This window comes from Caballeronia sp. INML3B, assembly GCF_023631305.1.
GTDB lineage: Bacteria > Pseudomonadota > Gammaproteobacteria > Burkholderiales > Burkholderiaceae > Caballeronia > Caballeronia turbans.
In genome coordinates, this window is the sequence record NZ_JALQDI010000021.1 from 16,571 (window position 1) to 39,073 (window position 22,503).

A 22,503-nucleotide genomic window follows, 5' to 3' on the forward strand; every position below is an offset into this window, starting at 1 on the left:
AGAAAACGCATGGATACGACCCTCGCCACCTTCGAGCACGACGTCATCAACGCGTCGATGCTCGCGCCCGTTCTCGTTGATTTCTGGGCGCCCTGGTGCGGCCCGTGCAAGACACTCGGGCCGATGCTGGAGAAACTCGAAGCCGAAGCCGCGGGAAAGTGGAAGCTCGTCAAGGTGAACGTCGACGAAAATCAGGAGCTCGCCGCGCACTTTCAGGTGCGCAGTATTCCGCACGTGGTCGCGTTCGCGGAGGGCCGCCCGGTCGATCAGTTCATCGGCGTTCTGCCGGAAGGCCAGTTGCGTGCATTCCTCGACCGGCTCGTGCCTGAAGGCGCCGACGCCGAGCGTCACGCCGCGCAAACTGCATGGGCCGCGGGCAGGCGCAAGGAAGCGATCGACACGATCAAGGCCGCGCTCGCGCTCGATCCCGGTTACGACGACGCACGCCTCGACCTGATCGAATGGCTGATCGCGGAACGCCGCATCGACGAGGCGAAGGAAGAGGACAAGCTGCTATCGCCGAAGACGACGCAAGGCATCGATGCACGTTACAACGCGCTGAAGACCGAACTCGACGCCACCGATGCAGCAGCGGATCTGCCGCCCGCCGACGCGCTCATCGACGCGGTCAACGCGAACCCCGACGATCTCGAAGCACGCTTCGCGCTCGCCAATCGCCTGATCGCGGGCCGCGATTACGGCGGGGCGCTGGAGCATCTGCTCGCGATCGTCGTGCGCGATCGTGCCTTCATGGACGATGTCGGCCGCAAGACGATGCTTTCGGTGTTCGAGCTCGCCGCGAATCAGCCGGATCTCGTGTCGCAATGGCGGCGCAAGCTGAGCGCGGCGATCAACTGATCGTCGGCTTCAACGAAGAACGGCCAGCTATTAAAGCTGGCCGTTTTTCGTTTCAGGCCGCGCGCTTCGCCAGATCGCGCAGCACATGCGCGGCGGCCGCGAAGCCGAAGCTCGCCGTCACGCAGACGCTCGATCCGAAGCCCGCGCAATTGAGACCGACCGGCCCGGAATAGCCCGCGCCGGTTTCGAGATGCTCGGCGCCTTCGCTGATATCGCACGCGGGCGCTTCCGGATAGATCAGCGGTTCGTCCGAATACACCGCGCTCACCTTGAAACGCGCCTTCGGTCCCCGCGGAAAACCGTGCAGCTTGCGCAACTGGCCGCGTACTTTGGACAACAGCGGGTCCTGAATGGTGAGCGCGAGATCGTCGATGCGAATGCGCGTCGGGTCCAGTTGCCCGCCCGCGCCGCCGACGGTGATGAGCGCCTGCCTGCGCGCCACGCACCACGCGATGAGCGCGGTTTTGGTGCGCACGCTGTCGATCGCATCGACGACATAGTCGAAGCCGCTGCCGAGCGTCGCGTCGAAATTGCCGGGCTCGACGAAGTCCTCGATCTGCCGCACGTCGCAAGCCGGATCGATCAGCTTGATGCGCTCGGCCATAGCCGTGACTTTCGCCTTGCCGTAGTTGCCGTCGAGCGCGTGAATCTGCCGATTCGTGTTGCTTTCGGCGACATTGTCGAGATCGATCAGCGTCAGCTTTCCGACAGCACTGCGCGCGAGCGCCTCGGCGACCCACGAGCCGACGCCGCCGATGCCGATCACCGCGACATGCGCCCTTTCGAACGCGGCGAGCGCGGGCGCGCCGTACAGACGCGCGATGCCGCCGAAGCGTCGGTCGCGGTCGGCGACGTATGCGGCGGTCGGTGTGAGAGCAGTTTCGGTTGAAGCGTTCATGGCGTGCGTCGATAAGGCCGGGTACGTTGAAAGCAAGCTAAAAGCTCGCAAAATGCGGCGCCCGTTGTGCGGCGTCAATCAAGGCTTACAGGCGGCTGTCGAGTGCGCAAACCTGTGCGCTCGATCATGCAAAATGCGGGCGAATTGCGTATTCTGCCTTATCGAAACCTTGGACGTGATAGCTGCAAGCGCCGCACCCGCCGGCACGCAACAGGTCCAGGGGTTAATCAGGGCAAGATCGTTTCACCTTGGCTATACTGACCCGACTGTAGCGCTTGCATAAAAATGACGACTCTCGCAGACCTTCGCAAAAATTATTCGCGCGGCGCGCTCGATGCCACCGACGTCGACCCGAACCCGGTGAACCAGTTTCACACCTGGTTCGCCCAGGCGCTCGATGCGAAACTGCCCGAACCGAATGCCATGACACTTGCGACCGTCGATTCGCAAGGTCGTCCATCCGCCCGCATCGTGCTCATCAAGGGCGCCGATGAGCGCGGATTTGTTTTTTTTACCAATTACGATAGCCGCAAGGGCCGCGAGATCGCCGCCAATCCCGCGGCGAGCCTGCTGTTCCACTGGATCGAGCTCGAGCGCCAAGTGCGCATCGAGGGCCGCGTCGAAAAGACGAGCGATGAGGAGAGCGATGCGTATTACGCGTCGCGTCCGCTCGGCTCGCGCATCGGCGCGTGGGCATCGGATCAGAGCCAGCCGCTCGAAAGCCGCGAAGCGCTGGAAGCGCGCGAACGCGAGATGGTCGCCAGATACGGCGACGCGCCGCCGCGCCCGCCGCACTGGGGCGGCTATCGCCTCGTGCCCGATACCATCGAATTCTGGCAGGGACGCCCGTCGCGCCTTCACGATCGCATCGTCTATACGCGTGATGACGCGGGCGCGCCGTGGCGAATCATGAGACTCGCGCCGTAACGCGAGCACTGGCAGCAACCGAGATCGCAACGGCAACGAACATGAAGGCGGGAGCCTTCCCTTGATTTTCTTTAGCGCGGAGAAACAAGCATGTTCTGGGAGAAGAAGCTGACGCAGTGGGTTGAGGAAGTGCGCGACCGGGCCAATTTGCCTGCGCGGCTCGTGCTCTGGGATGGCCAGCAGCACGATTTCGGCCAGTTCGCCGCTCCTCGGGTGACGCTGCACGTGAAGAGCGCGACCGCGCTGCCTTATCTGCTCGAACCGAGTCTCGACAATCTCGGCGAAGCCTACGTCAAGGGCAAGATCGATATCGAGGGCAAGCTGTCCGACATCATCAACATCGGCTATTCGCTCGCGAAGAACACGGTGACGAGCGCAAGCAAGCTCGCCCGCGTGCGGCGCTACTTCAATCACTCGAAGACGTCGGACAAGAAGGCCATTCAGTACCACTACGATGTGTCGAACGAGTTTTACGCACTGTGGCTCGACAAGAACATGGTCTATTCGTGCGCGTACTTCGAGAACGGCGACGAAGACATCGACACCGCGCAGCTCAAGAAAATCGACCACATCCTCACGAAGATTCAGCTTCAGCCGGGTCATCGTCTGCTCGATATCGGCTGCGGCTGGGGCGCGCTCGTGATCCGCGCGGCGCAGAAGTTCGGCGCGAAATGCGTAGGTGTCACGCTCTCCGAGAACCAGTTCAAGCTCGCGACCGAGCGCGTCAAGGCGGCGGGGCTCGAAGATCGAATCGAGATTCGCCTGCAGGACTATCGCGACATCCCGGGGCAGTTCGACCGCATTACGAGCGTCGGCATGTTCGAGCATGTCGGGCGCAAGAATCTTGCGGGATACTTCGCGAGAATCCGCGATCTGCTCGTCGATGACGGCATCGCGATGAATCACGGCATCACGTCGTCTGATGCCGACAGCGGCGAGACTTCGCTCGGCGGCGGCGAATTCATCGACAAATACGTGTTCCCCGACGGCGAGCTGCCGCACATCAGCCTCGCGCTCGAAAGCATGCAGCGCGGCGGGCTGGAAGCGATCGACGTCGAAAGCCTGCGGCGGCACTACGCGCATACGCTCGACATCTGGGCCGACAGGTTCGAGGAAAACGCGGAGAAAGCGAAGAAGCTCGTCGACGATGAGCACTTCCGCATCTGGCGCGTGTACCTCGCGGGCTGCGCGTATGCGTTCGAGAACGACGACGTGTCGATCTATCAGGTGATCTGCCGCAAGGCGGGGCGAAGCGCGAAGACGCTGCCGTGGTCGCGGCGGTATATCTACGAGAAGGCGCTCTGAACCGCGAATCAATGCATATCGAAGCGGGGGAGCCGGAAGATCAGTTCGATCTTTTCGGCGTGCCTGCAAACGCTGCTTCGGCGGAGCCTGCGGAGGCACGAAAGCCGCCAAAGCCGTGCGGCGTGCTGCCCGCGCCCTTGCAGCCCGAACTCGAAGCCCTCGCGAAGCGCCTGCCGGATGCAATCCATCTCGGCACATCGACATGGTCGTTTCCGGGATGGCGCGGCATCGTCTATGGCGACGAGTACTCGAACACGAAGCTTTCCCGCGACGGTCTCAGCGCCTACGGCGCGCATCCGCTCCTGAAAAGCGTGTCGATCGACCGCTCGTTCTACGCGCCGCTGTCGCTCGCTGAATACGCGCGCTACGCATCGCAGGTGCCGGCGCACTTCCGCTTCATCGTCAAGGCGCCCGCCTCCGTCACCGATGCCTTCATCCGCGGGGAGCGCGGCACGCCGGACGCGGAAAACCCTGCGTTTCTGAACGCGCAGATTGCCATCGATGAATTCGTGACGCCATGCATCGGCGGTCTCGGCGCGAAAGCAGGCGCGCTCGTGTTCCAGTTCTCGCCGCTGCCCGAAGCGATGATCGTCGATCCGGCCAGTTTCATCGAACGGCTATCGGCGTTTCTGCAAGCGCTGCCGCCGCTCGAAGGCGAGTCTTGCTACGCGGTCGAGATCCGCGACGCGGTCATGCTCACGCCACGCTTCATCCGCGCGCTGCGCGAGGCGAACGTGCGCTACTGCATCGGCGTGCATGCGCGCATGCCGGACGTGCGCCGTCAGGCGAAGGCGCTCGCGTTGCTGGACGAAGAAGGAATGGGACCGTTCATCGCGCGCTGGAGTCTGCACAGCGGCTTTCGCTACGAACAGGCGAAGGCGAAATACGAGCCGTTCGACAAGATCGTCGATGAAGATCGCGGCACGCGTGAGGCGCTCGCCGAGCTGGCCGCGCGTTATGCCATCGCGGGCCAGCCGGTGGTGATCGCGGCGAACAACAAGGCGGAAGGCTCGGCGCCGCTCACGTGCTTCGAGCTCGCGCGCGGCATCGCGGAGGAATGCGAGCGCGCGCGGAGCGACTAGAAGCGCATCACGCCTTCAGGCGGTGCGCGAACTTCTTGCGAAATTTCGCGACCTTCGGCCCGACGACCGCCGCGCAGTAGCCCTGATTCGGATGCTGCGCAAAATAGTTCTGGTGATACGCCTCGGCCGGATAATAGTCGTCGGCGAGCGGCACGACTTGTGTGACGATCTTGCCGCCGTAGACATCCTCGCGCTGCAGTTCGTCGATGACGTCAAGCGCGATCTTGCGTTGCTCGTCCGAATGCGTGAACACGACCGAGCGATACTGCGTGCCGACATCGTTGCCCTGCCGGTTGAGCTGGGTCGGATCGTGCGTCGCGAAGAAGATCTCGAGAACTTCGCGATAACCGATGACCGATGGATCGAACACGACCTTCACCACTTCCGCGTGACCGGTTTCGCCATCGCAGACCTGCTCGTACGACGGATTCACAACTTTGCCGCCCGCATAGCCCGATTCGACCGACTCCACGCCCTGCACCGCGAGAAACACGGCTTCGGTACACCAGAAACATCCGCCGCCGAGCGTCGCGGTCTCAAGTCTCGCCTGTTGGATCATGCGCAACTCCTCATCAAGTGCATGCGGCCACGCCGCGGATCCTGCATATTGATGCGCCCGGCCGATTCTTCAATCTTCCGGACGCGATGAGTCGAGCTTACTGGGTTTGGCCGGGCGGCGCAGAAAGCCCCTTGCGGCGGAAAACTTGCTGCCGGAATACGGTCTGTTGGCGGTCGGCGACTGCCGATTCCGATAGAATCGACACAATTCTCCAGTTTTTACATGACTTCTGAAAAGGTTCTTCCGACTGAAGCGCGACGCGCGGCCGGCTCGGTAGCACACGACACACTCGACCGCCCATTTGCCTGCTCATCTGCCAAATGACACGCGCTAAAACCCCGAATTTCGACCCGAATGCGTTCCGCGCCGCGCTCGGGCAGTTTGCGACCGGCGTCACGGTCATCACGACGCGCACCGCGTCCGGCCAGTTGATCGGGATCACCGCAAGCTCGTTCAACTCGGTATCGCTCAATCCGCCGCTCGTACTGTGGAGCCTCGCGACGAAATCGGCGTCGATGCCAGTGTTCCGCGCGAACAGCCACTATGTGGTGAACGTGCTCGCGGCATCGCAGCTCGACCTGTGCCGGCGTTTCGCCACGGTCAAGGGCGACCGCTTCGCGGGCGTCTCGCACGCCGCCGGGGACACCGGCATGCCGGTGCTCGACGGCGCGCTCGCGTGGTTCGAATGCCACAACCGCAGCCGCTACGACGAAGGCGATCACGTGATCTTCGTCGGTGAAGTGGAGCGTTGCGGCGTGCGCGAAGACGCAACGCAAACCGCGCCGCTCGTCTTCCATGCCGGCGGCTTCCATACGCTGGGGCCGCTGGAATAAACGCTCAGGGCGTGTGCGCGCGTCCCGGCTGCTCGATCAGCGCGACCGGCACGCCCGCATCGTCCTTCATCGTCTGAAGCACGATGTTCGAGCGGATGTCGATCACGCCGGGCGCCTTGTAGAGCTTCGACAGAATGAAATCGGAGTAATGCTTGAGGTTGTGCGCAAGCACGCGCAGCACGTAGTGCGTGTCGCCGGTGACGACGAACGCGCCGACCACTTCCGGCCATTCGCGCACGGCCGCGGCGAACTTCTCGTGCCAGTTTTCCTGGTCGTTGCGCATCGAGACATGGACGAAGGCTTCCAGTTCGATGCCGAGCCGCTCGCGGTCGAGGCACGCGCGATAACTCGCGATCACGCCTTCCTCTTCCAGCAGGCGCATTCGGCGCAAGCACGCCGACGGCGATAGCGAAATGCGCTCCGCCAGGTCCAGGTTACTGATCCGTCCATCTTCCTGCAGTACCGCCAGAATTCGGCAATCCGTTGCATCGAGCGTGAAGCCGGTCATTTTTGAGTCCCCTAGCCCGTTTCATCGAATTATGTTCTAAGCGCGACACTTTTGGGTGGTTATTTCGCAAGCACCTTTCGAGATAACGCGACTATGATTTGACGCATCTTTACGATTTCTGTTAGGGCGCGTCATGACGCTTCTGGACATTTCCCCATCGATCGGCCCCGCCACGCCCGTCTGGCCGGGCGACACGCCGGTCGGCATCGAGCGGGTGTGGCGAATCGAGGCGGGCTCGCCCGTCAACGTTGCGCGGCTCACGCTGTCGCCCCACACCGGCGCGCACGCCGATGCGCCGCTCCATTACGATGAGCACGGCAAGCCGATCGGCGACGTCGCGCTCGATACGTACATCGGCGAGTGTCGCGTCCTGCACTGCATCGGTGCTTCGCCGCTCGTCACGCCGGAACACGTCGCCGCGCATCTCGACGGCGTCCCGGCGCGCGTTCTGCTGCGCACGTATGCAAACGCGCCGCTCCATGCATGGGACAGCGCCTTCGCCGCCGTCGCGCCGGAAACCATCGACTTGCTGGCCGAAAAAGGCGTGAAGCTCCTCGGCATCGACACGCCGTCGCTCGATCCTCAGGACTCGAAGACGATGGATGCGCACAAGCGTATCCGCGCCCACGGCATGGCGATCCTCGAAGGCCTCGTACTCGACGCCGTCGCGCCCGGCGACTACGAACTGATCGCCCTGCCGCTCAAATTCTCGACGCTCGATGCGAGTCCGGTTCGCGCCGTCCTGCGTCCGCTTTCCTGATGATCTTCAAATATATGGACTTTTCGATGAAACATCGTGACGAAGCCGCGGCGCTCGACCGCGACGATCCGCTCGCGCCGCTGCGCGAGCAGTTCGCATTGGCCGATGGCGTGATCTACCTCGACGGCAATTCGCTCGGCGTGCCGCCCAAAGCGTCCGCCTCACGCGCCGCCGACGTGATTTCCGCCGAATGGGGCGAAGGCCTGATCCGCAGCTGGAACACGGCTGGCTGGTTCGCGTTGCCCAAGCGTCTCGGCAACAAGCTCGCACCGCTGATCGGCGCGGGCGAAGACGAAGTCGTCGTGACGGACACGATCTCCGCGAATCTCTTCAAGATTCTGTCGGCCGCGCTCAAGCTCGCAAACGAGCGCGATCCGAAGCGGCGCGTGATCGTCTCCGAACGTTCGAACTTTCCGACAGATCTGTACATCGCGCAGGGTTTGATCGAGCAGCTCGATCGCGGTTACGAACTGCGCCTCGTCGACGATGCTTCGGAACTGCCGGCCGCGATCGACGAAAACACCGCCATCGCGATGATCACGCACGTCAACTACCGCACCGGCTACATGCATGACATGGCCGCGCTCACGCAGACCATTCATCGCGCGGGCGCGCTCGCCGTCTGGGATCTCGCGCATTCGGCGGGCGCGGTGCCGGTCGATCTGAACGGCGTCGGCGCGGACTACGCGGTGGGTTGCACGTACAAGTATCTGAACGGCGGCCCGGGCTCGCCCGCGTTCGTGTGGGTGCCGAAGCGCCATCAGAGCGCCTTCTCGCAGCCGCTCTCCGGCTGGTGGGGACACAGGAAGCCGTTCGAGATGGACCCGGTGTATCGCCCGGACGACGGCATCGGCCGGTTTCTTTGCGGCACGCAGCCCATCGTGTCGATGTCGCTCGTCGAATGCGGGCTCGACGTGTTTCTGCAAACCGGAATGCAGACGCTGCGTCGCAAGTCGCTCGCCTTGAGCGATCTGTTCATCCGGCTGGTCGAGGAACGCTGCGGCGAATTCCCGCTCTCCCTCGCGACGCCGCGCGAGCACGCGCAACGAGGCTCGCAGGCGAGTTTCGAGCACCCGAACGGCTATGAGGTGATGCAGGCGCTGATCGCGCGGGGCGTGATCGGCGATTACCGCGAGCCGCGCATTCTGCGCTTTGGCTTCACGCCGCTCTACACGCGCTTCGTCGATGTGTGGGACGCCGTCGATATCCTGCGCGACGTGCTCGCGACCGAAAGCTGGCGCGCGCCCGAATTCGCCGAGCGCGCATCGGTGACCTGAAAGGAGCGTCGACATGAGCAATACGCAAGGCTGCCCGTTCGGTCACGGCGCCGTGGAAACCACGCAGAACGAAGGTTGGCACGACGCCAAGCTCGATTTCGCCGATTCGATGAGCTACGGCGACTATCTCGGCCTCGATTCGATCCTGAACGCGCAGCATCCGCTCTCGCCGGATCACAACGAGATGCTGTTCATCGTGCAGCATCAGACGAGCGAGCTATGGATGAAGCTCGCGCTCTACGAATTGCGCGCGGCGCTCGCGGCCGTGCATCGCGATGAGCTGCCGCCCGCGTTCAAGATGCTCGCGCGCGTGTCGCGCATCTTCGAGCAACTTGTGCAGGCGTGGAACGTCCTCGCGACGATGACACCCTCCGAATACACCGCGATGCGCCCGTATCTCGGGCAATCATCGGGGTTTCAGTCGCATCAGTATCGGCAGATCGAGTTCATGCTCGGCAACAAGAACGAGCAGATGCTGAAGCCGCACGCGCATCGGCCGGAAATTCTCGAACAGGTGCGCGGGACGCTCGAGGCGCCCTCCTTCTACGACGAAGTGATCCGCCTGCTCGCCCGACGCGGCTTCGAGATCGATTCGAAGCGTCTCGAGCGCGATTGGACGCAGCCGACGACGCACGATCCGTCCGTCGAGGCGGCGTGGCTCGCGGTGTATCGCGATCCGTCGCATCACTGGGATCTGTACGAGATGGCGGAAGAGCTGGTCGATCTGGAAGATGCGTTCCGGCAATGGCGCTTCCGGCATGTGACGACGGTGGAGCGCATCATCGGCTTCAAGGGCGGCACAGGCGGCACCGCGGGCGCGTCGTATCTGCGCAAGATGCTCGATGTCGTGCTGTTTCCGGAGCTCTGGCACGTCCGGACGGTGCTCTGAGCCGTTACGCGAGACGCGCGGCGAGCGCCTTCAGCCTCGGGCCGATCGTCTCGCGGAAATACGCCTCGTCCATCGACGACGCCGGCCCGCTGCTCGACAGCACGAGCCAGCGCCCGTTGCGCAGGTCGCGAAAAGGTGCGGCGATGGCGTTGACGTCGTCGTGCCACTCGCGGAACGAATAACAGCAGCCGTCGCGCGCGAAATCGTCGATCGAGCGTCGGGCGGCATTGACGATTGCCGTGTCTTCGTTTTTCGCGAGTTCGTCGAACAGCGCCTCGCGCGCCGCCGGTTCCTGGACCGCGAGATACGCGCGGCCCATCGAGCTCGTGAGCATCGAGAGGCGCGAGCCGGGCGCAAGGCCGAGCGTCAACGCCGTCTCGCTGCGAATGGTTTCCAGATAGATCATGTCCAGGCCGTCGCGGCAACCGAGCGATACCGCCGCGCCGATCTCCCGCGCAAGCGCGCGCATGTGCGGGCGGGCGAGTTCCAGCGTGTCCGCGCCCGCGAGCAGCGTGAAGCCGAGCGACAGCACGCCCGTGTCGAGCGCGTATTTGCCCGCAGGTTCGTCGAAGCGCAGATAGCCGAGCGCCGTCAGCGTGTAGGCAAGACGATTGACGGTCGCCTTCGGCAGACCGGTGCGTTCGACGAAATCGCGATTGCCGAGCAGCGTCTCCCCGGGCCGGAACGCGCGCAGCACATCGAGCCCGCGTGCGAGCGCGACGACGAACTTGCGCTCGTCGATGTCCTCGGACGATAGATGACGCGAAGAAATCGGCGCTGAATTCCGGTTGGATTCGGCTGGCATCGGGTGATAAACTCGAAACTGGATTTGCAAAACATTGTTTCGCCTAGCGGAACTCATGTCAAGCGTCTCGCGCCAGCCGATTGTGGAAATGTGCACGCGCTTCCGGCGCTTTTCGATGAAATCAGGAGATAGCAGATGGCCGACGCCGCCCGATTCAACTGGGAAGATCCGCTCTTGCTGGATCAGCAACTGACCGAAGACGAACGCATGGTGCGCGACGCCGCGCGCGCTTACGCACAGGACAAGCTGCAGCCGCGCGTGATGCAGGCGTTTCGCGAGGAAAAGACCGATCCGGCGATCTTCCGCGAAATGGGCGAACTGGGTCTGCTTGGGCCGACGATCCCCGAGCAATACGGCGGTCCGGGGCTCAACTACGTCTGCTACGGCCTGATCGCGCGCGAAGTCGAGCGCGTGGATTCGGGCTATCGCTCGATGATGTCGGTGCAATCGTCGCTCGTGATGGTGCCGATCAACACCTTCGGCAGCGAGGCGCAGAAGGAAAAGTATCTGCCGAAGCTCGCGCGGGGCGAGTGGATCGGCTGTTTCGGTCTCACGGAGCCGAACGCGGGCTCCGATCCGGCGAGCATGACGACGCGCGCAAAGAAGGTGCAGAACGGCTTCTCGCTCTCCGGCACGAAGATGTGGATCTCGAACTCGCCGATCGCAGATGTGTTCGTCGTATGGGCGAAGCTGGAGGAAGACGGCCGCGACGAGATTCGCGGTTTTATCCTGGAGAAAGGCTGGAAGGGTCTGTCGGCGCCGGCGATTCACGGCAAGGTTGGCTTGCGCGCGTCGATCACCGGCGAAATCGTGATGGACGAAGTCGTCGTTCCAGAAGAGAACATGCTTCCGGACGTGCGCGGCCTGAAAGGTCCGTTCACCTGCCTGAACTCCGCGCGCTACGGCATCTCCTGGGGGGCGCTCGGCGCCGCCGAATCATGCTGGCACACCGCGCGGCAATACACGCTGGATCGCAAGCAATTCGGCCGCCCGCTCGCGGCCAATCAGCTGATCCAGAAGAAGCTCGCCGACATGCAGACCGAAATCACCCTCGGCCTTCAAGGCGTGCTGCGTCTTGGCCGCATGAAGGATGAAGGCACGGCGGCTGTCGAAATCACGTCGATCATGAAGCGCAATTCGTGCGGCAAGGCGCTCGATATTGCCCGGCTCGCACGCGACATGCTCGGCGGCAACGGCATCTCCGATGAATTCGGCGTCGCGCGTCATCTCGTGAATCTCGAAGTGGTGAATACGTACGAAGGCACGCACGACATTCACGCGCTGATTCTGGGCCGCGCGCAGACGGGCATCCAGGCGTTCTTCTGAAGGAGCTTAGTTCACGGTTGAGAAGGGCCGGCGCGCCGTGCGTCGGCCCTTTGTCTTTCTGCCGTTTGTAACTTTCGATAGGCGGCTGAAACTTTTACGGGTCAGATCGTATCCATCCCAATTGATGTCGATGTATTGACGAAGCACGAGCGGCTGGAACGGAACCTGCGTGAGTTTCGCCCGGAAGGCGTCACGCCTCCTCGTCAGCGGTCCCATCTTTGGTTACGATTCCGTAGCCTTACCGATTGGAGCCTTTCATGTCAGAAATCAATAAGGAGCGATTCATGTCGGATATCAAAACCGTACTCGCTGACGCCGAAGATCTCTTGAAACAAGCGGCGACCGCCACTGGTGAACGCGCTTCCGAATTGCGCGAGACAGCCCTTACGCGCCTGAAGCAAGCGAAGGAAAAAGCCGCCGACGCGCAGGTCGTCGTAATCGAGCGAGGCAAGAAAGCTGCACGCGCGACCGACGATTACGTCCACGAGCATCCGTGGGCGTCCATCGGCATTGCGGCGGGGCTCGGCATGGTGATCGGGCTTCTGATCAACCGCAAGTAGCCGCTGACTCGCCCCAATGGCCCGCGGATTGCTAATCTGCTCTTTGTCGCGGTCCCGGCTGGACTGAACCGCGAGCGCCTTGCTCGGGCGCGCGGCTCGACACTCGCACCGGCCGGCCGCTTCACGCGCCGACCGGAACCACAAAAAAGCGGCACTAACGCGCTTCTCGCATTCAAGCCATGACGACCGAACGGCCAACGCAGCAATCGTCCCCCGGACCGCTGCGACGAATTCTGAGCTCCGCCTTCGCCATCTTCGAGACGCGTCTTGAACTCATCGGCATCGAGCTTCAGGAGGAAAAGGAGCGGCTCATCGGCGTGCTTTTCCTCGGGCTCGCCGCCATGATGCTCGCGATGATGGCGCTCATCTCGCTCACGGTGCTGATCGCCATCTTCTTTTGGGACACGTATCGGTGGCAGGCGCTCGGCGGCATCACGCTCCTGTACGCGTTGATCGCGATTGCATGCGGTCTGCGCGCGCGCAGCAGCTTGCTCGATGCCCCGAACATGTTCGACGACACGCTCGCCGAATTCCGCAAGGACCGCGACACCTTCCGCTGATCTCCGCGCCCAATCCAAGCCATGAGCCAACACGACGATACCTTCAGGTCGCCCAGACGCGACAAAGCGAAAAAACTGCGCACGCCGCACATGCGCGCGCTGCGCAAGGAACTGCTGATCGCTCGCGCGGATGTCGAGCGCATGGAGTTGCGGCAAGCAACACATGATTTGCGTTCGTCCGTCACGCATTTCAGTTTTCTGCGCTTCCTGATGCCAGGCGGCGGCGCGCCACGATGGGGCAAGCGCCGCGCGTCTGCGGGCGGTATCGGCGGGTTGCTCGGTTCGCTGCTCGGCTCGGGCAATATCGGCGTGCTGCTCAAGCAGTATCCGATCGTCGGTTCCCTTGCGTCGCTCATTCTCACCAAGCCGGTGAGAACGAAGTTGCTGCGCAGCGCCAAGCCCGTGCTCAAATGGGGCGGTCTCGCGCTCGCCGGATGGGAAGGCTGGCGCATCTATCAGCAAATGAAGACCGCCGCGCCCGAGACCTCCACCAACGCCGTCGATCCGACAGTGTTCTGATTTCCCACTTCAACCTCTCGCCGCCCAGCAGGACGCGGACTGTACCGCATCGAGCGGCGTGGTCGAGCCGGGCGGGTGATTCCAGCGCAGTCCGGTCGCGTCGATGACGAAGGCGCCGCATGCATCGTCCTGCATGGCGCCGGGCGCAACAGGCGCGGCTTCGATGGCGTAACCGCCGTTAGTCGGCGATTCCGGCAGCACGGCGACGCTGTATACCGCCGTCCCGCCCGGAGGCGCTCTGTTGAAACCTGCGCCGAGCGTGATCGCCTCACCGCTTTCCGACGTTTGCGCAAGCCGCGTCGTTTCGACGAACTGGACTGCACGCACCAACGCCGACGCCGCATCGAGTCGATGCGCCTTCACCACGTGCGTTCGATACGCCGGAATGGCGAATGTCGCGATGATCGCGGCGACGCCCAGCGCGATCATCAATTCCAGAAGGCTGAAGCCCTTCTCGCTCATGCTTCCTTTCATGACGGCTCCTCAAAACGGCCTGGCGACGACGCGCCGCCAGTGCTGCGTGCTCGCGCCCTCGGCGATATCGATACGAAGCTGAAGCCACGCCTCGGAATCGGGGCTCGCGCCGAAACCGCGCGTAGTGACGAGATACGCCCCGCTCGCCCACGATTCGATCAGACATTGCGGCGCGCGGCGCGCGTACGGCCACACCGCGAACGGCGTGATCGCGGCGGCAGTCGGTCCCTCGAACGATGTCTTCGTACGCCATCGGGACGGTTCGTCCTTGAGCGACTGGCTCGCCGATGGCAGCGCGAGGGACAGCATCCGGCTGCATCGGATCAGCGCGCTTTCCGCTGCATGGAACGCCTGCGCGCGCTCGCGCGTCGCAACGGTCGCGCGGCCCGCCACGAGCGATGTCTGCAACCATGCGCTCGCCGTCACGAGCATCATTGCCGAGAGAATCAGGACGATCGGTAACGTAGCGCCGCGTGTTCGGGAACGTCGCTTCATTGCGGGCCTCCGGATGTCATCGCCGGCGAATTGCGTATCGCGATGCGCCGCCAGAAGACCTGACGAGCGCGGCCATCGTCGGCATAAGCAGGCGAGCCGTTGCAATCGACGTAGTTCGTTCGCCGCTTCGCGTTGGAGTTGAAGCCGCGTACCAAGACGCAAATGTCGGCGCCGTAGACATCGCGCCAGCGTTCGCGCGCGATGGCCGAAGCGTCCAATGCCGATGGCGAGTCCGCCCGCCAATACACGACACGCATCCGTTCGATGCCTTCGACGATCGGCTGGGGCTGCCGGCCGCCGCACTCGCAGTAAAGCTCGGGCTCGCCGCTCGAAGTGCTGGCCTTCACGTAAAAGCGATTCGTGACGATGGCGTGGGCGATGGTCTGGCCGATGCAGTCCGTTGGCACGCCACCGCTCGACGGCCATGTGGATACGGCATCGGCGGCGTAGCGAATCTGGATGCCGTCCGAATGACTGGCCAACGACTCGCACAATGCTCCCGACTCCGCGCCGACCACGCGGCCTTGCGCGCAACCGAATATCGGTGCTTCGACAGTCGCGTCCGGGCCAGACGCGAAACCGGCCATTTGGAGCTGCTGTCCCAGCATGTCCAGCGCGGTCGGTCCGGCGTCCTGGATGCGTGCGGCGTCGGTGGCACGATCGAACGCGGCGCGCTGCCCGCGATAGAGCGACAGCGACGCGGTCACGATCAACATGCCTAGCGCGAGCGCGATCGTCATTTCGAGAAGCGTATGACCGCTCGACGGGAAGGCGCGTGAGGTCATCGCGCGAACGCCATTGCAATGCACGATGTGAACGGCTTTGCCTGCGGCTCGGGACACGGGTCGGACCGATCTTCCGCGCGCCAGCTCACCGTCGCGATGCGCACGCCGTCGGCCCGATCGGACACCGCGACATCGCCCGCGGGCAGCATCGACGACGCCCTCGCCTGCCATTGCGACACGATTGGCGCTCGGTCGGCATCGCTGCGAATGCCTTCCGCGACCGAATCGGCGATCAGCGCCGCGCGTTCCCGCAGCAACGCCGCCCGCTCACCGCGCGCGAGCGCGCTTTGCACCGCGACGAGCCCAAGCGCGCTCACCGCCGTGAGCGTCAACGCGATCATCACTTCGATCAGCGAATCGCCTCGTTGCGCGCCCTTCATGCCGACGCTCCGCAACCGCCCTGCGTGATGCACGCCCGGCCGCCCGCCGCGAGCCGTACGCATCGACGCGACGCGGGATTCGCGGCGGCATCGGCGCCGCGCGGACCGAGTTCGAAGCTGCGAAATCCGCCGATCATTTGTCCGGAGGGCGGTGTGAAAGACAGTTCGGTCGATGTCCCGGCGATAGCGACCGACGTCATCGCGGGCTGCATGCGCAGAAGCGTCGAAACGCCGTCGCGATCGACGAACACACCCCATCCGCACGACCAGTCAGTAACGCCGGCATCGCAGCTTCGCCCCGCCGCCAGGCAATGACGCGACGGGTCGATGCGGCACAGCGTGACGCGTGCGCCGCGTTTTATGGATTCGGCACGGGCAAGCGAAATCGCGGAAAAGAGCGAGCGCGCCCGCGCATCGACCTGATCGCGCACCTGCCACGCGACGAACGACGGCGCGGCGAACGTCGCGAGGATCGCCATCACGGCGAGCACCACGCACAGTTCGACGAGCGTGAAACCTTGATTTGAAGCGCTGATCATCTGCAATCCTTAATCGATAGATTCGAGCCGAAAGACGCAATCTAGCGAGAAGGAATGCACGCCGCCATCAGCCGATTGGACGAGTGTTCACGCCATTCGATGCCCGGCACACTGCGCGAGCGAACGGCAGGAATTCAGGCTTGGGAGGGAATAAATGCGGAAAGGATCAGCGCTTGCGCGAGCTCGATTTCTTCGGCGCGGCGCGCCGGAATTCTTCGAGCACGTCTTCGAATTCGGAGACGTCCTCGAAACGCTTGTAGACGGAAGCGAAACGCACGTAGGCGATGGTATCGAGCTGTCGCAACTCGTTCATGACGAGTTCGCCGAGGCGTTCGCTCTGCACTTCACGCTCGCCGCTGCCGAGCAACTGATACTCGATGCGGGACGCGGCGGCGTCGATCGCATCGGCGGCGACCGGGCGCTTTCTCAGCGCAAGCTGCATGCTCGCGACGATCTTGCGACGGTCGAACTCTGTGCGGCTGCCGTCCTTCTTGACGACGGTCGGCAGCGCCAGTTCGACGCGCTCATATGTGGTGAAGCGCTTGTCGCATGCGGGACAGCGCCTTCGCCGCCGAATGGCGGCGCCATCCTCCGACACGCGAGAATCCACGACCTGTGTATCTTCGTGTCGGCAGAATGGGCAGCGCATCGGCGTTGGGCTCGCGAATTAACGGTAGACCGGGAAACGCTTGGTCAGATCGGCCACCTGCGCACGCACGCGCTCGATCGTCGCCTGGTCTTCCGGATTGTCGAGCACGTCGGCGATCAGGTTGCCGACGATCTCAGCTTCCTTCGTGCCGAACCCGCGCGTGGTCATCGCGGGCGAGCCGAGGCGCACGCCGCTCGTGACGAACGGCTTTTCCGGATCGTTCGGAATGGCGTTCTTGTTGACTGTGATGTGCGCGGCGCCGAGCGCGGCTTCCGCAGCCTTGCCGGTGATCTTCTTCGCCCGCAGATCGACGAGCATCACGTGGCTTTCCGTGCGGCCCGACACGATGCGCAAGCCGCGCTTCACGAGCGTTTCCGCAAGCACGCGCGCGTTGTCGATCACGGCCTGCTGATACGTCTTGAACTCCGGCGACAGCGCTTCCTTGAACGCGACGGCCTTCGCGGCGATCACGTGCATGAGCGGGCCGCCCTGGATGCCCGGGAAGATCGCAGAGTTGATCTGCTTCTCGAATTCGGCCTTCATCAGGATCACGCCGCCGCGCGGGCCGCGCAGGCTCTTGTGCGTGGTGGTGGTGACGAAATCTGCGTGCGGCACCGGGTTCGGATACACGCCCGCTGCGACGAGACCCGCGTAGTGCGCCATGTCGACCATGAAGTAAGCGCCGACGCTCTTCGCGATCTTCGACAGACGCTCGAAGTCGATGCGCAACGCGAACGCCGACGCGCCCGCGACGATCAGCTTCGGCTTGTGCTCCTTGGCGAGCGCTTCGGTCTTCTCGTAGTCGATGTCTTCGGCCGCGTTCAGCCCGTAGCTCACGACGTTGAACCACTTGCCCGACATGTTGACCGGCGAGCCGTGCGTCAGGTGACCGCCTTCGGCGAGGCTCATGCCCATGATCGTGTCGCCCGGCTTGAGCACGGCGAAGAACACGCCCTGATTGGCTTGAGAGCCGGAGTTCGGCTGCACGTTCGCCGCTTCGGCCCCGAAGAGCTGCTTCACGCGGTCGATCGCGAGCTGCTCGACGATGTCGACATACTCGCAGCCACCGTAGTAGCGCTTACCGGGATAGCCTTCGGCGTATTTATTCGTGAGTTGCGAGCCCTGTGCGGCCATCACGGCCGGGCTCGTGTAGTTTTCCGACGCGATCAGCTCGATGTGATCTTCCTGGCGACGGTTTTCCTGCTCGATCGCCTTGAGCAATTCGGGATCGACATTGGCGAGGGTACTTTCGGCTCTGTCAAACATACGTTTTCCGTGAGATCAAAACAGGTTGACCGGATCGCGCGTACGCCACGTTTGAAGCAGACGCAAAAGGCGCTGGAAACCGATGGAGTCCAGGCGCGACGGATAGAGGATGAATCCGGTTTCGCGGAACGGACAGCCACCGGCAACGCAGCGACGGCGTGCGGATCTCAGCTGCCCAGGCGAACGGCAAAACGACGCTCCGCGCTTCCTGGTGGGTCGCTCCACCTTGAATCCGAAGATTCTATCGCCAGTCACGCGGGGTTTGAGCGTTGTAGTGTAATGGGCGGGCATGCTTTAGGCAACCGGCTTCCCGACCATTTCCCGGCACGAATCGACCTGTTTAAAGCACGATCGTTCGCGTGCGTAGTTGCTTGCCGCGCCGCATCAATGGAAGTACCCTTTGCGCCGTCGACGGACGCGCTCCCGGCGCGTTTCGGCTTTATCCATCTCATCCCGTTCGGAGCCCGCTCATGATCGTTTTTGTCACCGGCGCGTCTGCCGGATTTGGCGCCGCCATTGCGCGCACTTTCGTGAAAGGCGGCCATCGCGTGATCGCCGCCGCGCGCCGCAAGGAGCGGCTCGTCGCGCTGTCGAACGAGCTCGGCGACGCGCTCCTGCCGGTCGAGCTCGACGTGCGCGACGAAACCGCGGTGCGCAACGCCGTCGCGTCGCTGCCGGAAACGTTCGCCCAGATCGATGTGCTCGTGAATAACGCCGGTCTCGCGCTCGGTCTCGAGCCCGCGCAACGCGCGAATCTCGACGACTGGAAGAACATGATCGACACGAACTGCACAGGCCTCGTGACCGTCACGCACGCGATCCTCCCGGGCATGATCGAGAGGAATCGCGGCCATGTGTTCAATATCGGATCGGTGGCGGGCACGTATCCGTACATCGGCGGCAATGTGTATGGCGCGTCGAAGGCGTTCGTGCGGCAGTTCAGCCTGAATCTCCGTTCGGACGTCGCCGGCACGGCGCTGCGCGTGACCGACATCGAACCGGGGCTGGTCGGCGGCACTGAATTTTCCAACGTGCGCTTCAAGGGCGACGACAGCAAGGCCGCGACCGTCTACAAGGACGTGCAGGCGCTCACACCCGAGGACATCGCCGATGCGATCTACTGGATCGCGACGCGCCCGGCGCACGTCAATATCAACGCGATCGAGATGATGCCGATCGCCCAAACCTTCGCACCGTTGCAAATTCACCGCGGCTGATTCGGGGATTTGCCTAAGGATTTGGCAGTCGTGCTTCCGGTTCCGGTAAAATGCCGCCGATGAATATTTGTCAAAAAGCAAGCCGGAGCGTGCTCGAGCGCCTCCGCGCGAGCGGAGCGGCGCAAAGGTGAGTGATCCGTTGACTTTCGAATGGCCGGTTCGGGTGTATTACGAGGACACCGACGCCGGCGGCATCGTTTTCTACGCGAACTACCTGAAGTTCTTCGAGCGGGCGCGCACCGAATGGCTGCGCGCGTGCGGCATTGACCAGCAGCGCCTCGCGGATTCGAACGGCATTGTGTTCGTCGTGAGACGCACGTCTGTCGATTATTCGTCGCCGGCGCGTCTGGATGACGTCATTCGCGTCGTGAGCCGCATCGAGCGGCTCGGCCGTGCGTCGGTGGATTTTCATCAGGAAGCGTGGCGCGATGGCGTTCTGCTCGCGAGCGGCGACATTCGTATAGCGTCGGTGAATCGCGCGTCGGTTCGTCCAGCCGCGATTCCCGATGCCGTACTCGACGGATTGAAACGCGGCCCGCACGCCACGCTCGTCACCGCGTCATGAGGCGCGAACCCGGATCGAGCCTGAACGATGAACTCATCGCATCCCGAAGCGAACCAAGGGCATCGGGAACAGAGGAAGCACTAACGACCACGAGCCTGCCACGGCGCGGCTTTCGTTTGATTCACATCCTTTTCACGAAAGCATGACGCTTTGACCGGACGTCCCTTTCGGGACGTAACAGCGGACCTTTATGAACAATACACAAGACCTGTCGATCATTTCTCTCGTCATTCACGCGAGCCTGCTCGCGCAGGCCGTGATGGCGCTGCTGCTGCTCCTCTCGCTGCTGTCGTGGACCTTCATTTTCCGCAAGTGGTTTGCCATTCGGCGCGCGCGCGCGCAAACCGAGCGTTTCGAGCGCGATTTCTGGTCGGGCGGCGACCTGCAGGCGCTCTATCAGAGCGCGGCGAACAACCGTCACACCATCGGCGCGCTCGAGCGTATCTTTGAATCCGGCATGCGCGAATTTCTGAAGGGCAAGGAGCGCCGCATCACCGACCCCGGCGCGATCCTCGACGGTTCCCGCCGCGCGATGCGCGCCGCCTTCCAGCGCGAAATGGACGTGCTCGAGGCGAATCTCGCGTTTCTCGCTTCGGTCGGCTCGGTGAGTCCGTATATCGGTCTCTTCGGCACCGTCTGGGGCATCATGAACTCCTTCCGCGGACTCGCCAACGTGCAGCAGGCGACGCTCGCGAACGTGGCGCCGGGCATCGCCGAGGCGCTCGTCGCAACCGCGATCGGCCTCTTCGCCGCGATCCCGGCCGTGGTCGCATACAACCGTTACGCGCACGATATCGATCGCCTGGCGATCCGTTTCGAGACCTTCATCGAAGAGTTCTCCAACATCCTGCAGCGTCAGGCGCACTAAGCAAGGAGTCGCGATGGCAGGCCCCATTCGTTCCAGCATGCGCGGCAGTTCGCGCCGCGCAATGTCCGACATCAACGTCGTGCCGTATATCGACGTGATGCTCGTGCTGCTCGTCATCTTCATGGTGACGGCGCCGCTCGTTTCGCCGTCCATCATCAATTTGCCGACCGTCGGCAACGCGCAACCGCAGGAGCAGCAGCCGCCGCTCGTCATCAACATCAAGGCGGACGGCAGCATGAACGTCCGGTACAAGGAAGACGGCGGCGCGACGCAGGAGCAGAAGATGACGAAGGAAGAGCTGAATACCTTCGTGCTCAATCGTCAGGAGTCGCATCCGGATCAGCCCGTCGTGATCGCGGCGGACAAGACCGTGAAGTATGAAGTCGTGATGAACGTGATGTCCGATATGAAGGCGCGCGGCGTGAAGCGCGTCGGATTGCTCGTCAAATCGCAATGACCCTTTTGCACAGGCAGACACGCGCATCGTCCGCGCGACCGATTCGCCCGCCGCGCGAGCGTGGCACGGGCAAGGCGTTCGCGCTCGCGGCGTTGATGCACCTGCTGCTCGGCTGGCTGCTGTACCACGGCATCAACTGGCAGAACAACACGCCCGCGGGCTCGGAAGCGGAGATCTGGACAGAGATTCCGGATACGTCCACACCGACGCCCCGCCCCGCCCCGCCACCGCCTGCGCCAGTGAAGGTGCAGCCCGCGCCGCCGCCCGCGAAGGACGAGGACGCGGACATCGCGTTGCAGGAGAAGAAGCGCAAGCAGCAGGAAGCGGCCGCGCGTGAGGCGCAGCTCGCGGAGCAGCGCCGTCAACAGGAGCAGGCGCGTCAGGAAGCGGAAGAAAAGCGTCAGCAGCAACTCGCTGCGCAAGCCGCCGCCCAGAAGGCGATGCAGGACAAACAGAAGCAGATCGAGCAGCAGCGTCAGGCCGAACTGCAAAAGCAGCAACAGAAGGCGCAGCAGGACAAGCAGCGCCAGCAACAGCAGGCCGAAGCGCAGAAGCAGGAACAGCTCAAGGAGCAGAAGGAACAGCAGCAGGAAGCCAAGGCGAAGGCCGATGCCCAAGCGAAGGCCAAGGCTGAAGCCGACGCGAAAGCGAAGGCGGCGGCGCAGGCGAAAGCCAAGGCCGATGCGGAATCGAAGGCCAAGCTCGACGCCGAGCGCAAGGCTCGCCTCTCGCAACTGCAAGGTCAGTTGGGCGGCGGTACGGCGGGCAGCGGCGAAGGGCTCGCCAAGAGCGGCACGGGCAAGGGCGCGGGCGGCAATGCAACCTCGCCGGGATACGCCGAGAAGGTGCAGCGCCGCGTGCGGCCGAACATCCATTGGGGCGGCGAAACCGCCGGGCTTGAAACGGTTGTTTCAGTCCGCTGCTCACCGACGGGCACACTGCTATCCGCATCCATCACCCGTTCGAGCGGCAACGAGCAATGGGACGCGGCGGCGTTGCGTGCAGTACAGAATTCCGACCCCATGCCCGTCGATATCGACGGCAAGGCGCCCGGCTCATTCACGATCACGCTGCGCCCGGCCGGAGGCTGATCCAGTGCTCGCGCGATCGACATGAGAGCCGCTTTGGGTGGGAACGAATTG

General features: G+C 63.4%; 28 protein-coding genes and 1 riboswitch. Of the genes, 17 read left to right on the forward strand and 11 right to left on the reverse strand.

Annotation, left to right across the window (positions count from 1 at the left end; translation table 11 throughout):
* The first annotated feature begins 9 nt into the window (after positions 1 to 9).
* Complete coding sequence (gene trxA / locus NCS58_RS11940) at positions 10 to 858, forward strand: thioredoxin (RefSeq protein WP_250490287.1); 849 nt, start codon at positions 10 to 12, stop codon at positions 856 to 858.
* A 52-nt stretch (positions 859 to 910) separates the two neighbouring features.
* On the opposite strand, the gene NCS58_RS11945 is transcribed toward trxA, so the two are convergent.
* Positions 911 to 1,756, reverse strand: a complete 846-nt coding sequence (locus NCS58_RS11945; RefSeq protein ID WP_250538500.1) for a ThiF family adenylyltransferase — start codon at positions 1,754 to 1,756, stop codon at positions 911 to 913.
* Between the two features lie 285 nt (positions 1,757 to 2,041).
* On the opposite strand from NCS58_RS11945, the gene pdxH reads away from it, so the two are divergent.
* From pdxH to NCS58_RS11960, 3 genes are all read left to right on the forward strand, one after another.
* Entirely contained in the window at positions 2,042 to 2,683 is a 642-nt protein-coding gene (gene pdxH, locus NCS58_RS11950) for a pyridoxamine 5'-phosphate oxidase (RefSeq protein ID WP_061119408.1), read from the forward strand.
* A gap of 90 nt (positions 2,684 to 2,773) precedes the next feature.
* Complete coding sequence (locus NCS58_RS11955) at positions 2,774 to 3,988, forward strand: cyclopropane-fatty-acyl-phospholipid synthase family protein (RefSeq protein ID WP_250477048.1); 1,215 nt, start codon at positions 2,774 to 2,776, stop codon at positions 3,986 to 3,988.
* Between the two features lie 11 nt (positions 3,989 to 3,999).
* A complete protein-coding gene (locus NCS58_RS11960) occupies positions 4,000 to 5,070 on the forward strand; it encodes a DUF72 domain-containing protein (RefSeq protein WP_250490288.1) in 1,071 nt (356 codons plus the stop codon).
* Positions 5,071 to 5,077: 7 nt separating this feature from the next.
* Here the strand turns inward: NCS58_RS11960 and msrA are convergent, their stop codons facing one another.
* The gene (gene msrA, locus NCS58_RS11965) at positions 5,078 to 5,629 is read right to left on the reverse strand and encodes a peptide-methionine (S)-S-oxide reductase MsrA (protein WP_250477050.1); all 552 of its coding nucleotides are present in this window, start codon (positions 5,627 to 5,629) and stop codon (positions 5,078 to 5,080) included.
* A gap of 320 nt (positions 5,630 to 5,949) precedes the next feature.
* On the opposite strand from msrA, the gene NCS58_RS11970 reads away from it, so the two are divergent.
* Entirely contained in the window at positions 5,950 to 6,462 is a 513-nt protein-coding gene (locus NCS58_RS11970) for a flavin reductase family protein (protein WP_061119412.1), read from the forward strand.
* 4 nt (positions 6,463 to 6,466) lie between these two features.
* Here the strand turns inward: NCS58_RS11970 and NCS58_RS11975 are convergent, their stop codons facing one another.
* On the reverse strand, positions 6,467 to 6,970 hold the full coding sequence (locus tag NCS58_RS11975; protein WP_061119413.1) for an Lrp/AsnC family transcriptional regulator: 504 nt from the start codon (positions 6,968 to 6,970) through the stop codon (positions 6,467 to 6,469).
* A 133-nt stretch (positions 6,971 to 7,103) separates the two neighbouring features.
* Between NCS58_RS11975 and kynB the strand changes: the two genes are divergently transcribed.
* The 3 genes from kynB to kynA are packed head-to-tail and all read left to right on the forward strand — an operon-like array spanning position 7,104 to position 9,896.
* A complete protein-coding gene (gene kynB / locus NCS58_RS11980; RefSeq protein WP_250490289.1) occupies positions 7,104 to 7,730 on the forward strand; it encodes an arylformamidase in 627 nt (208 codons plus the stop codon).
* A 26-nt stretch (positions 7,731 to 7,756) separates the two neighbouring features.
* Complete coding sequence (gene kynU, locus NCS58_RS11985; protein ID WP_250477052.1) at positions 7,757 to 9,007, forward strand: kynureninase; 1,251 nt, start codon at positions 7,757 to 7,759, stop codon at positions 9,005 to 9,007.
* 13 nt (positions 9,008 to 9,020) lie between these two features.
* The gene (gene kynA, locus NCS58_RS11990) at positions 9,021 to 9,896 is read left to right on the forward strand and encodes a tryptophan 2,3-dioxygenase (protein ID WP_061119415.1); all 876 of its coding nucleotides are present in this window, start codon (positions 9,021 to 9,023) and stop codon (positions 9,894 to 9,896) included.
* Positions 9,897 to 9,900: 4 nt separating this feature from the next.
* Here the strand turns inward: kynA and NCS58_RS11995 are convergent, their stop codons facing one another.
* Entirely contained in the window at positions 9,901 to 10,701 is an 801-nt protein-coding gene (locus NCS58_RS11995) for an IclR family transcriptional regulator (RefSeq protein ID WP_250538501.1), read from the reverse strand.
* Positions 10,702 to 10,836: 135 nt separating this feature from the next.
* On the opposite strand from NCS58_RS11995, the gene NCS58_RS12000 reads away from it, so the two are divergent.
* The 4 genes from NCS58_RS12000 (at position 10,837) to NCS58_RS12015 (ending at position 13,666) form a co-directional block, all read left to right on the forward strand.
* Positions 10,837 to 12,027: an acyl-CoA dehydrogenase gene (locus NCS58_RS12000; RefSeq protein ID WP_250538502.1), complete on the forward strand. Its 1,191-nt coding sequence runs from the start codon at positions 10,837 to 10,839 to the stop codon at positions 12,025 to 12,027.
* 257 nt (positions 12,028 to 12,284) lie between these two features.
* The gene (locus NCS58_RS12005; protein ID WP_016346183.1) at positions 12,285 to 12,587 is read left to right on the forward strand and encodes a YqjD family protein; all 303 of its coding nucleotides are present in this window, start codon (positions 12,285 to 12,287) and stop codon (positions 12,585 to 12,587) included.
* Between the two features lie 179 nt (positions 12,588 to 12,766).
* Complete coding sequence (locus tag NCS58_RS12010) at positions 12,767 to 13,147, forward strand: phage holin family protein (protein ID WP_061119418.1); 381 nt, start codon at positions 12,767 to 12,769, stop codon at positions 13,145 to 13,147.
* Positions 13,148 to 13,168: 21 nt separating this feature from the next.
* Positions 13,169 to 13,666 (forward strand): DUF3318 domain-containing protein, encoded by a 498-nt coding sequence (locus tag NCS58_RS12015; RefSeq protein ID WP_250538503.1) that lies wholly within the window; start codon positions 13,169 to 13,171, stop codon positions 13,664 to 13,666.
* Between the two features lie 9 nt (positions 13,667 to 13,675).
* On the opposite strand, the gene NCS58_RS12020 is transcribed toward NCS58_RS12015, so the two are convergent.
* The 7 genes from NCS58_RS12020 to glyA form a co-directional block, all read right to left on the reverse strand.
* Positions 13,676 to 14,140, reverse strand: coding sequence for a type IV pilin protein (locus NCS58_RS12020; protein ID WP_061119420.1), 465 nt, complete (start codon positions 14,138 to 14,140; stop codon positions 13,676 to 13,678).
* A 9-nt stretch (positions 14,141 to 14,149) separates the two neighbouring features.
* A complete protein-coding gene (locus NCS58_RS12025; RefSeq protein ID WP_061119421.1) occupies positions 14,150 to 14,635 on the reverse strand; it encodes a hypothetical protein in 486 nt (161 codons plus the stop codon).
* Entirely contained in the window at positions 14,632 to 15,420 is a 789-nt protein-coding gene (locus tag NCS58_RS12030; RefSeq protein WP_250538504.1) for a PilW family protein, read from the reverse strand. The genes NCS58_RS12025 and NCS58_RS12030 overlap by 4 nt, the downstream gene beginning before the upstream one ends.
* Positions 15,417 to 15,800 (reverse strand): prepilin-type N-terminal cleavage/methylation domain-containing protein, encoded by a 384-nt coding sequence (locus tag NCS58_RS12035; RefSeq protein ID WP_061119423.1) that lies wholly within the window; start codon positions 15,798 to 15,800, stop codon positions 15,417 to 15,419. The genes NCS58_RS12030 and NCS58_RS12035 overlap by 4 nt, the downstream gene beginning before the upstream one ends.
* The gene (locus NCS58_RS12040; protein ID WP_250538505.1) at positions 15,797 to 16,339 is read right to left on the reverse strand and encodes a GspH/FimT family pseudopilin; all 543 of its coding nucleotides are present in this window, start codon (positions 16,337 to 16,339) and stop codon (positions 15,797 to 15,799) included. The genes NCS58_RS12035 and NCS58_RS12040 overlap by 4 nt, the downstream gene beginning before the upstream one ends.
* Before the next feature lie 166 nt (positions 16,340 to 16,505).
* On the reverse strand, positions 16,506 to 16,988 hold the full coding sequence (gene nrdR / locus NCS58_RS12045; protein WP_061121281.1) for a transcriptional regulator NrdR: 483 nt from the start codon (positions 16,986 to 16,988) through the stop codon (positions 16,506 to 16,508).
* Between the two features lie 18 nt (positions 16,989 to 17,006).
* A complete protein-coding gene (glyA, locus tag NCS58_RS12050; RefSeq protein ID WP_061121282.1) occupies positions 17,007 to 18,254 on the reverse strand; it encodes a serine hydroxymethyltransferase in 1,248 nt (415 codons plus the stop codon).
* Between the two features lie 166 nt (positions 18,255 to 18,420).
* Positions 18,421 to 18,519: riboswitch (ZMP/ZTP riboswitch) on the reverse strand.
* Positions 18,520 to 18,724: 205 nt separating this feature from the next.
* On the opposite strand from glyA, the gene ydfG reads away from it, so the two are divergent.
* The 5 genes from ydfG (at position 18,725) to tolA (ending at position 22,452) form a co-directional block, all read left to right on the forward strand.
* Complete coding sequence (ydfG, locus tag NCS58_RS12055) at positions 18,725 to 19,471, forward strand: bifunctional NADP-dependent 3-hydroxy acid dehydrogenase/3-hydroxypropionate dehydrogenase YdfG (RefSeq protein WP_061121283.1); 747 nt, start codon at positions 18,725 to 18,727, stop codon at positions 19,469 to 19,471.
* Between the two features lie 127 nt (positions 19,472 to 19,598).
* Complete coding sequence (gene ybgC / locus NCS58_RS12060; protein WP_250477064.1) at positions 19,599 to 20,036, forward strand: tol-pal system-associated acyl-CoA thioesterase; 438 nt, start codon at positions 19,599 to 19,601, stop codon at positions 20,034 to 20,036.
* Between the two features lie 190 nt (positions 20,037 to 20,226).
* On the forward strand, positions 20,227 to 20,904 hold the full coding sequence (gene tolQ, locus NCS58_RS12065; protein ID WP_061121284.1) for a protein TolQ: 678 nt from the start codon (positions 20,227 to 20,229) through the stop codon (positions 20,902 to 20,904).
* Positions 20,905 to 20,917: 13 nt separating this feature from the next.
* The gene (gene tolR, locus NCS58_RS12070) at positions 20,918 to 21,361 is read left to right on the forward strand and encodes a protein TolR (protein ID WP_061121285.1); all 444 of its coding nucleotides are present in this window, start codon (positions 20,918 to 20,920) and stop codon (positions 21,359 to 21,361) included.
* Entirely contained in the window at positions 21,358 to 22,452 is a 1,095-nt protein-coding gene (gene tolA, locus NCS58_RS12075) for a cell envelope integrity protein TolA (RefSeq protein ID WP_061121286.1), read from the forward strand. Before tolR ends, tolA begins: the two co-directional genes overlap by 4 nt.
* Positions 22,453 to 22,503 lie beyond the last annotated feature (51 nt).

Excerpts from the sequence above, each read along its gene's own strand:
- trxA (WP_250490287.1), top strand. The coding sequence starts at position 10 with ATGGATACGACCCTCGCCACCTTCGAGCACGACGTCATCAACGCGTCG.
- NCS58_RS11945 (WP_250538500.1), bottom strand. The coding sequence starts at position 1,756 with ATGAACGCTTCAACCGAAACTGCTCTCACACCGACCGCCGCATACGTC.
- pdxH (WP_061119408.1), top strand. The coding sequence starts at position 2,042 with ATGACGACTCTCGCAGACCTTCGCAAAAATTATTCGCGCGGCGCGCTC.
- NCS58_RS11955 (WP_250477048.1), top strand. The coding sequence starts at position 2,774 with ATGTTCTGGGAGAAGAAGCTGACGCAGTGGGTTGAGGAAGTGCGCGAC.
- NCS58_RS11960 (WP_250490288.1), top strand. The coding sequence starts at position 4,000 with ATGCATATCGAAGCGGGGGAGCCGGAAGATCAGTTCGATCTTTTCGGC.
- msrA (WP_250477050.1), bottom strand. The coding sequence starts at position 5,629 with ATGATCCAACAGGCGAGACTTGAGACCGCGACGCTCGGCGGCGGATGT.
- NCS58_RS11970 (WP_061119412.1), top strand. The coding sequence starts at position 5,950 with ATGACACGCGCTAAAACCCCGAATTTCGACCCGAATGCGTTCCGCGCC.
- NCS58_RS11975 (WP_061119413.1), bottom strand. The coding sequence starts at position 6,970 with ATGACCGGCTTCACGCTCGATGCAACGGATTGCCGAATTCTGGCGGTA.
- kynB (WP_250490289.1), top strand. The coding sequence starts at position 7,104 with ATGACGCTTCTGGACATTTCCCCATCGATCGGCCCCGCCACGCCCGTC.
- kynU (WP_250477052.1), top strand. The coding sequence starts at position 7,757 with ATGAAACATCGTGACGAAGCCGCGGCGCTCGACCGCGACGATCCGCTC.
- kynA (WP_061119415.1), top strand. The coding sequence starts at position 9,021 with ATGAGCAATACGCAAGGCTGCCCGTTCGGTCACGGCGCCGTGGAAACC.
- NCS58_RS11995 (WP_250538501.1), bottom strand. The coding sequence starts at position 10,701 with ATGCCAGCCGAATCCAACCGGAATTCAGCGCCGATTTCTTCGCGTCAT.
- NCS58_RS12000 (WP_250538502.1), top strand. The coding sequence starts at position 10,837 with ATGGCCGACGCCGCCCGATTCAACTGGGAAGATCCGCTCTTGCTGGAT.
- NCS58_RS12005 (WP_016346183.1), top strand. The coding sequence starts at position 12,285 with ATGTCAGAAATCAATAAGGAGCGATTCATGTCGGATATCAAAACCGTA.
- NCS58_RS12010 (WP_061119418.1), top strand. The coding sequence starts at position 12,767 with ATGACGACCGAACGGCCAACGCAGCAATCGTCCCCCGGACCGCTGCGA.
- NCS58_RS12015 (WP_250538503.1), top strand. The coding sequence starts at position 13,169 with ATGAGCCAACACGACGATACCTTCAGGTCGCCCAGACGCGACAAAGCG.
- NCS58_RS12020 (WP_061119420.1), bottom strand. The coding sequence starts at position 14,140 with ATGAAAGGAAGCATGAGCGAGAAGGGCTTCAGCCTTCTGGAATTGATG.
- NCS58_RS12025 (WP_061119421.1), bottom strand. The coding sequence starts at position 14,635 with ATGAAGCGACGTTCCCGAACACGCGGCGCTACGTTACCGATCGTCCTG.
- NCS58_RS12030 (WP_250538504.1), bottom strand. The coding sequence starts at position 15,420 with ATGACCTCACGCGCCTTCCCGTCGAGCGGTCATACGCTTCTCGAAATG.
- NCS58_RS12035 (WP_061119423.1), bottom strand. The coding sequence starts at position 15,800 with ATGAAGGGCGCGCAACGAGGCGATTCGCTGATCGAAGTGATGATCGCG.
- NCS58_RS12040 (WP_250538505.1), bottom strand. The coding sequence starts at position 16,339 with ATGATCAGCGCTTCAAATCAAGGTTTCACGCTCGTCGAACTGTGCGTG.
- nrdR (WP_061121281.1), bottom strand. The coding sequence starts at position 16,988 with ATGCGCTGCCCATTCTGCCGACACGAAGATACACAGGTCGTGGATTCT.
- glyA (WP_061121282.1), bottom strand. The coding sequence starts at position 18,254 with ATGTTTGACAGAGCCGAAAGTACCCTCGCCAATGTCGATCCCGAATTG.
- ydfG (WP_061121283.1), top strand. The coding sequence starts at position 18,725 with ATGATCGTTTTTGTCACCGGCGCGTCTGCCGGATTTGGCGCCGCCATT.
- tolQ (WP_061121284.1), top strand. The coding sequence starts at position 20,227 with ATGAACAATACACAAGACCTGTCGATCATTTCTCTCGTCATTCACGCG.
- tolR (WP_061121285.1), top strand. The coding sequence starts at position 20,918 with ATGGCAGGCCCCATTCGTTCCAGCATGCGCGGCAGTTCGCGCCGCGCA.
- tolA (WP_061121286.1), top strand. The coding sequence starts at position 21,358 with ATGACCCTTTTGCACAGGCAGACACGCGCATCGTCCGCGCGACCGATT.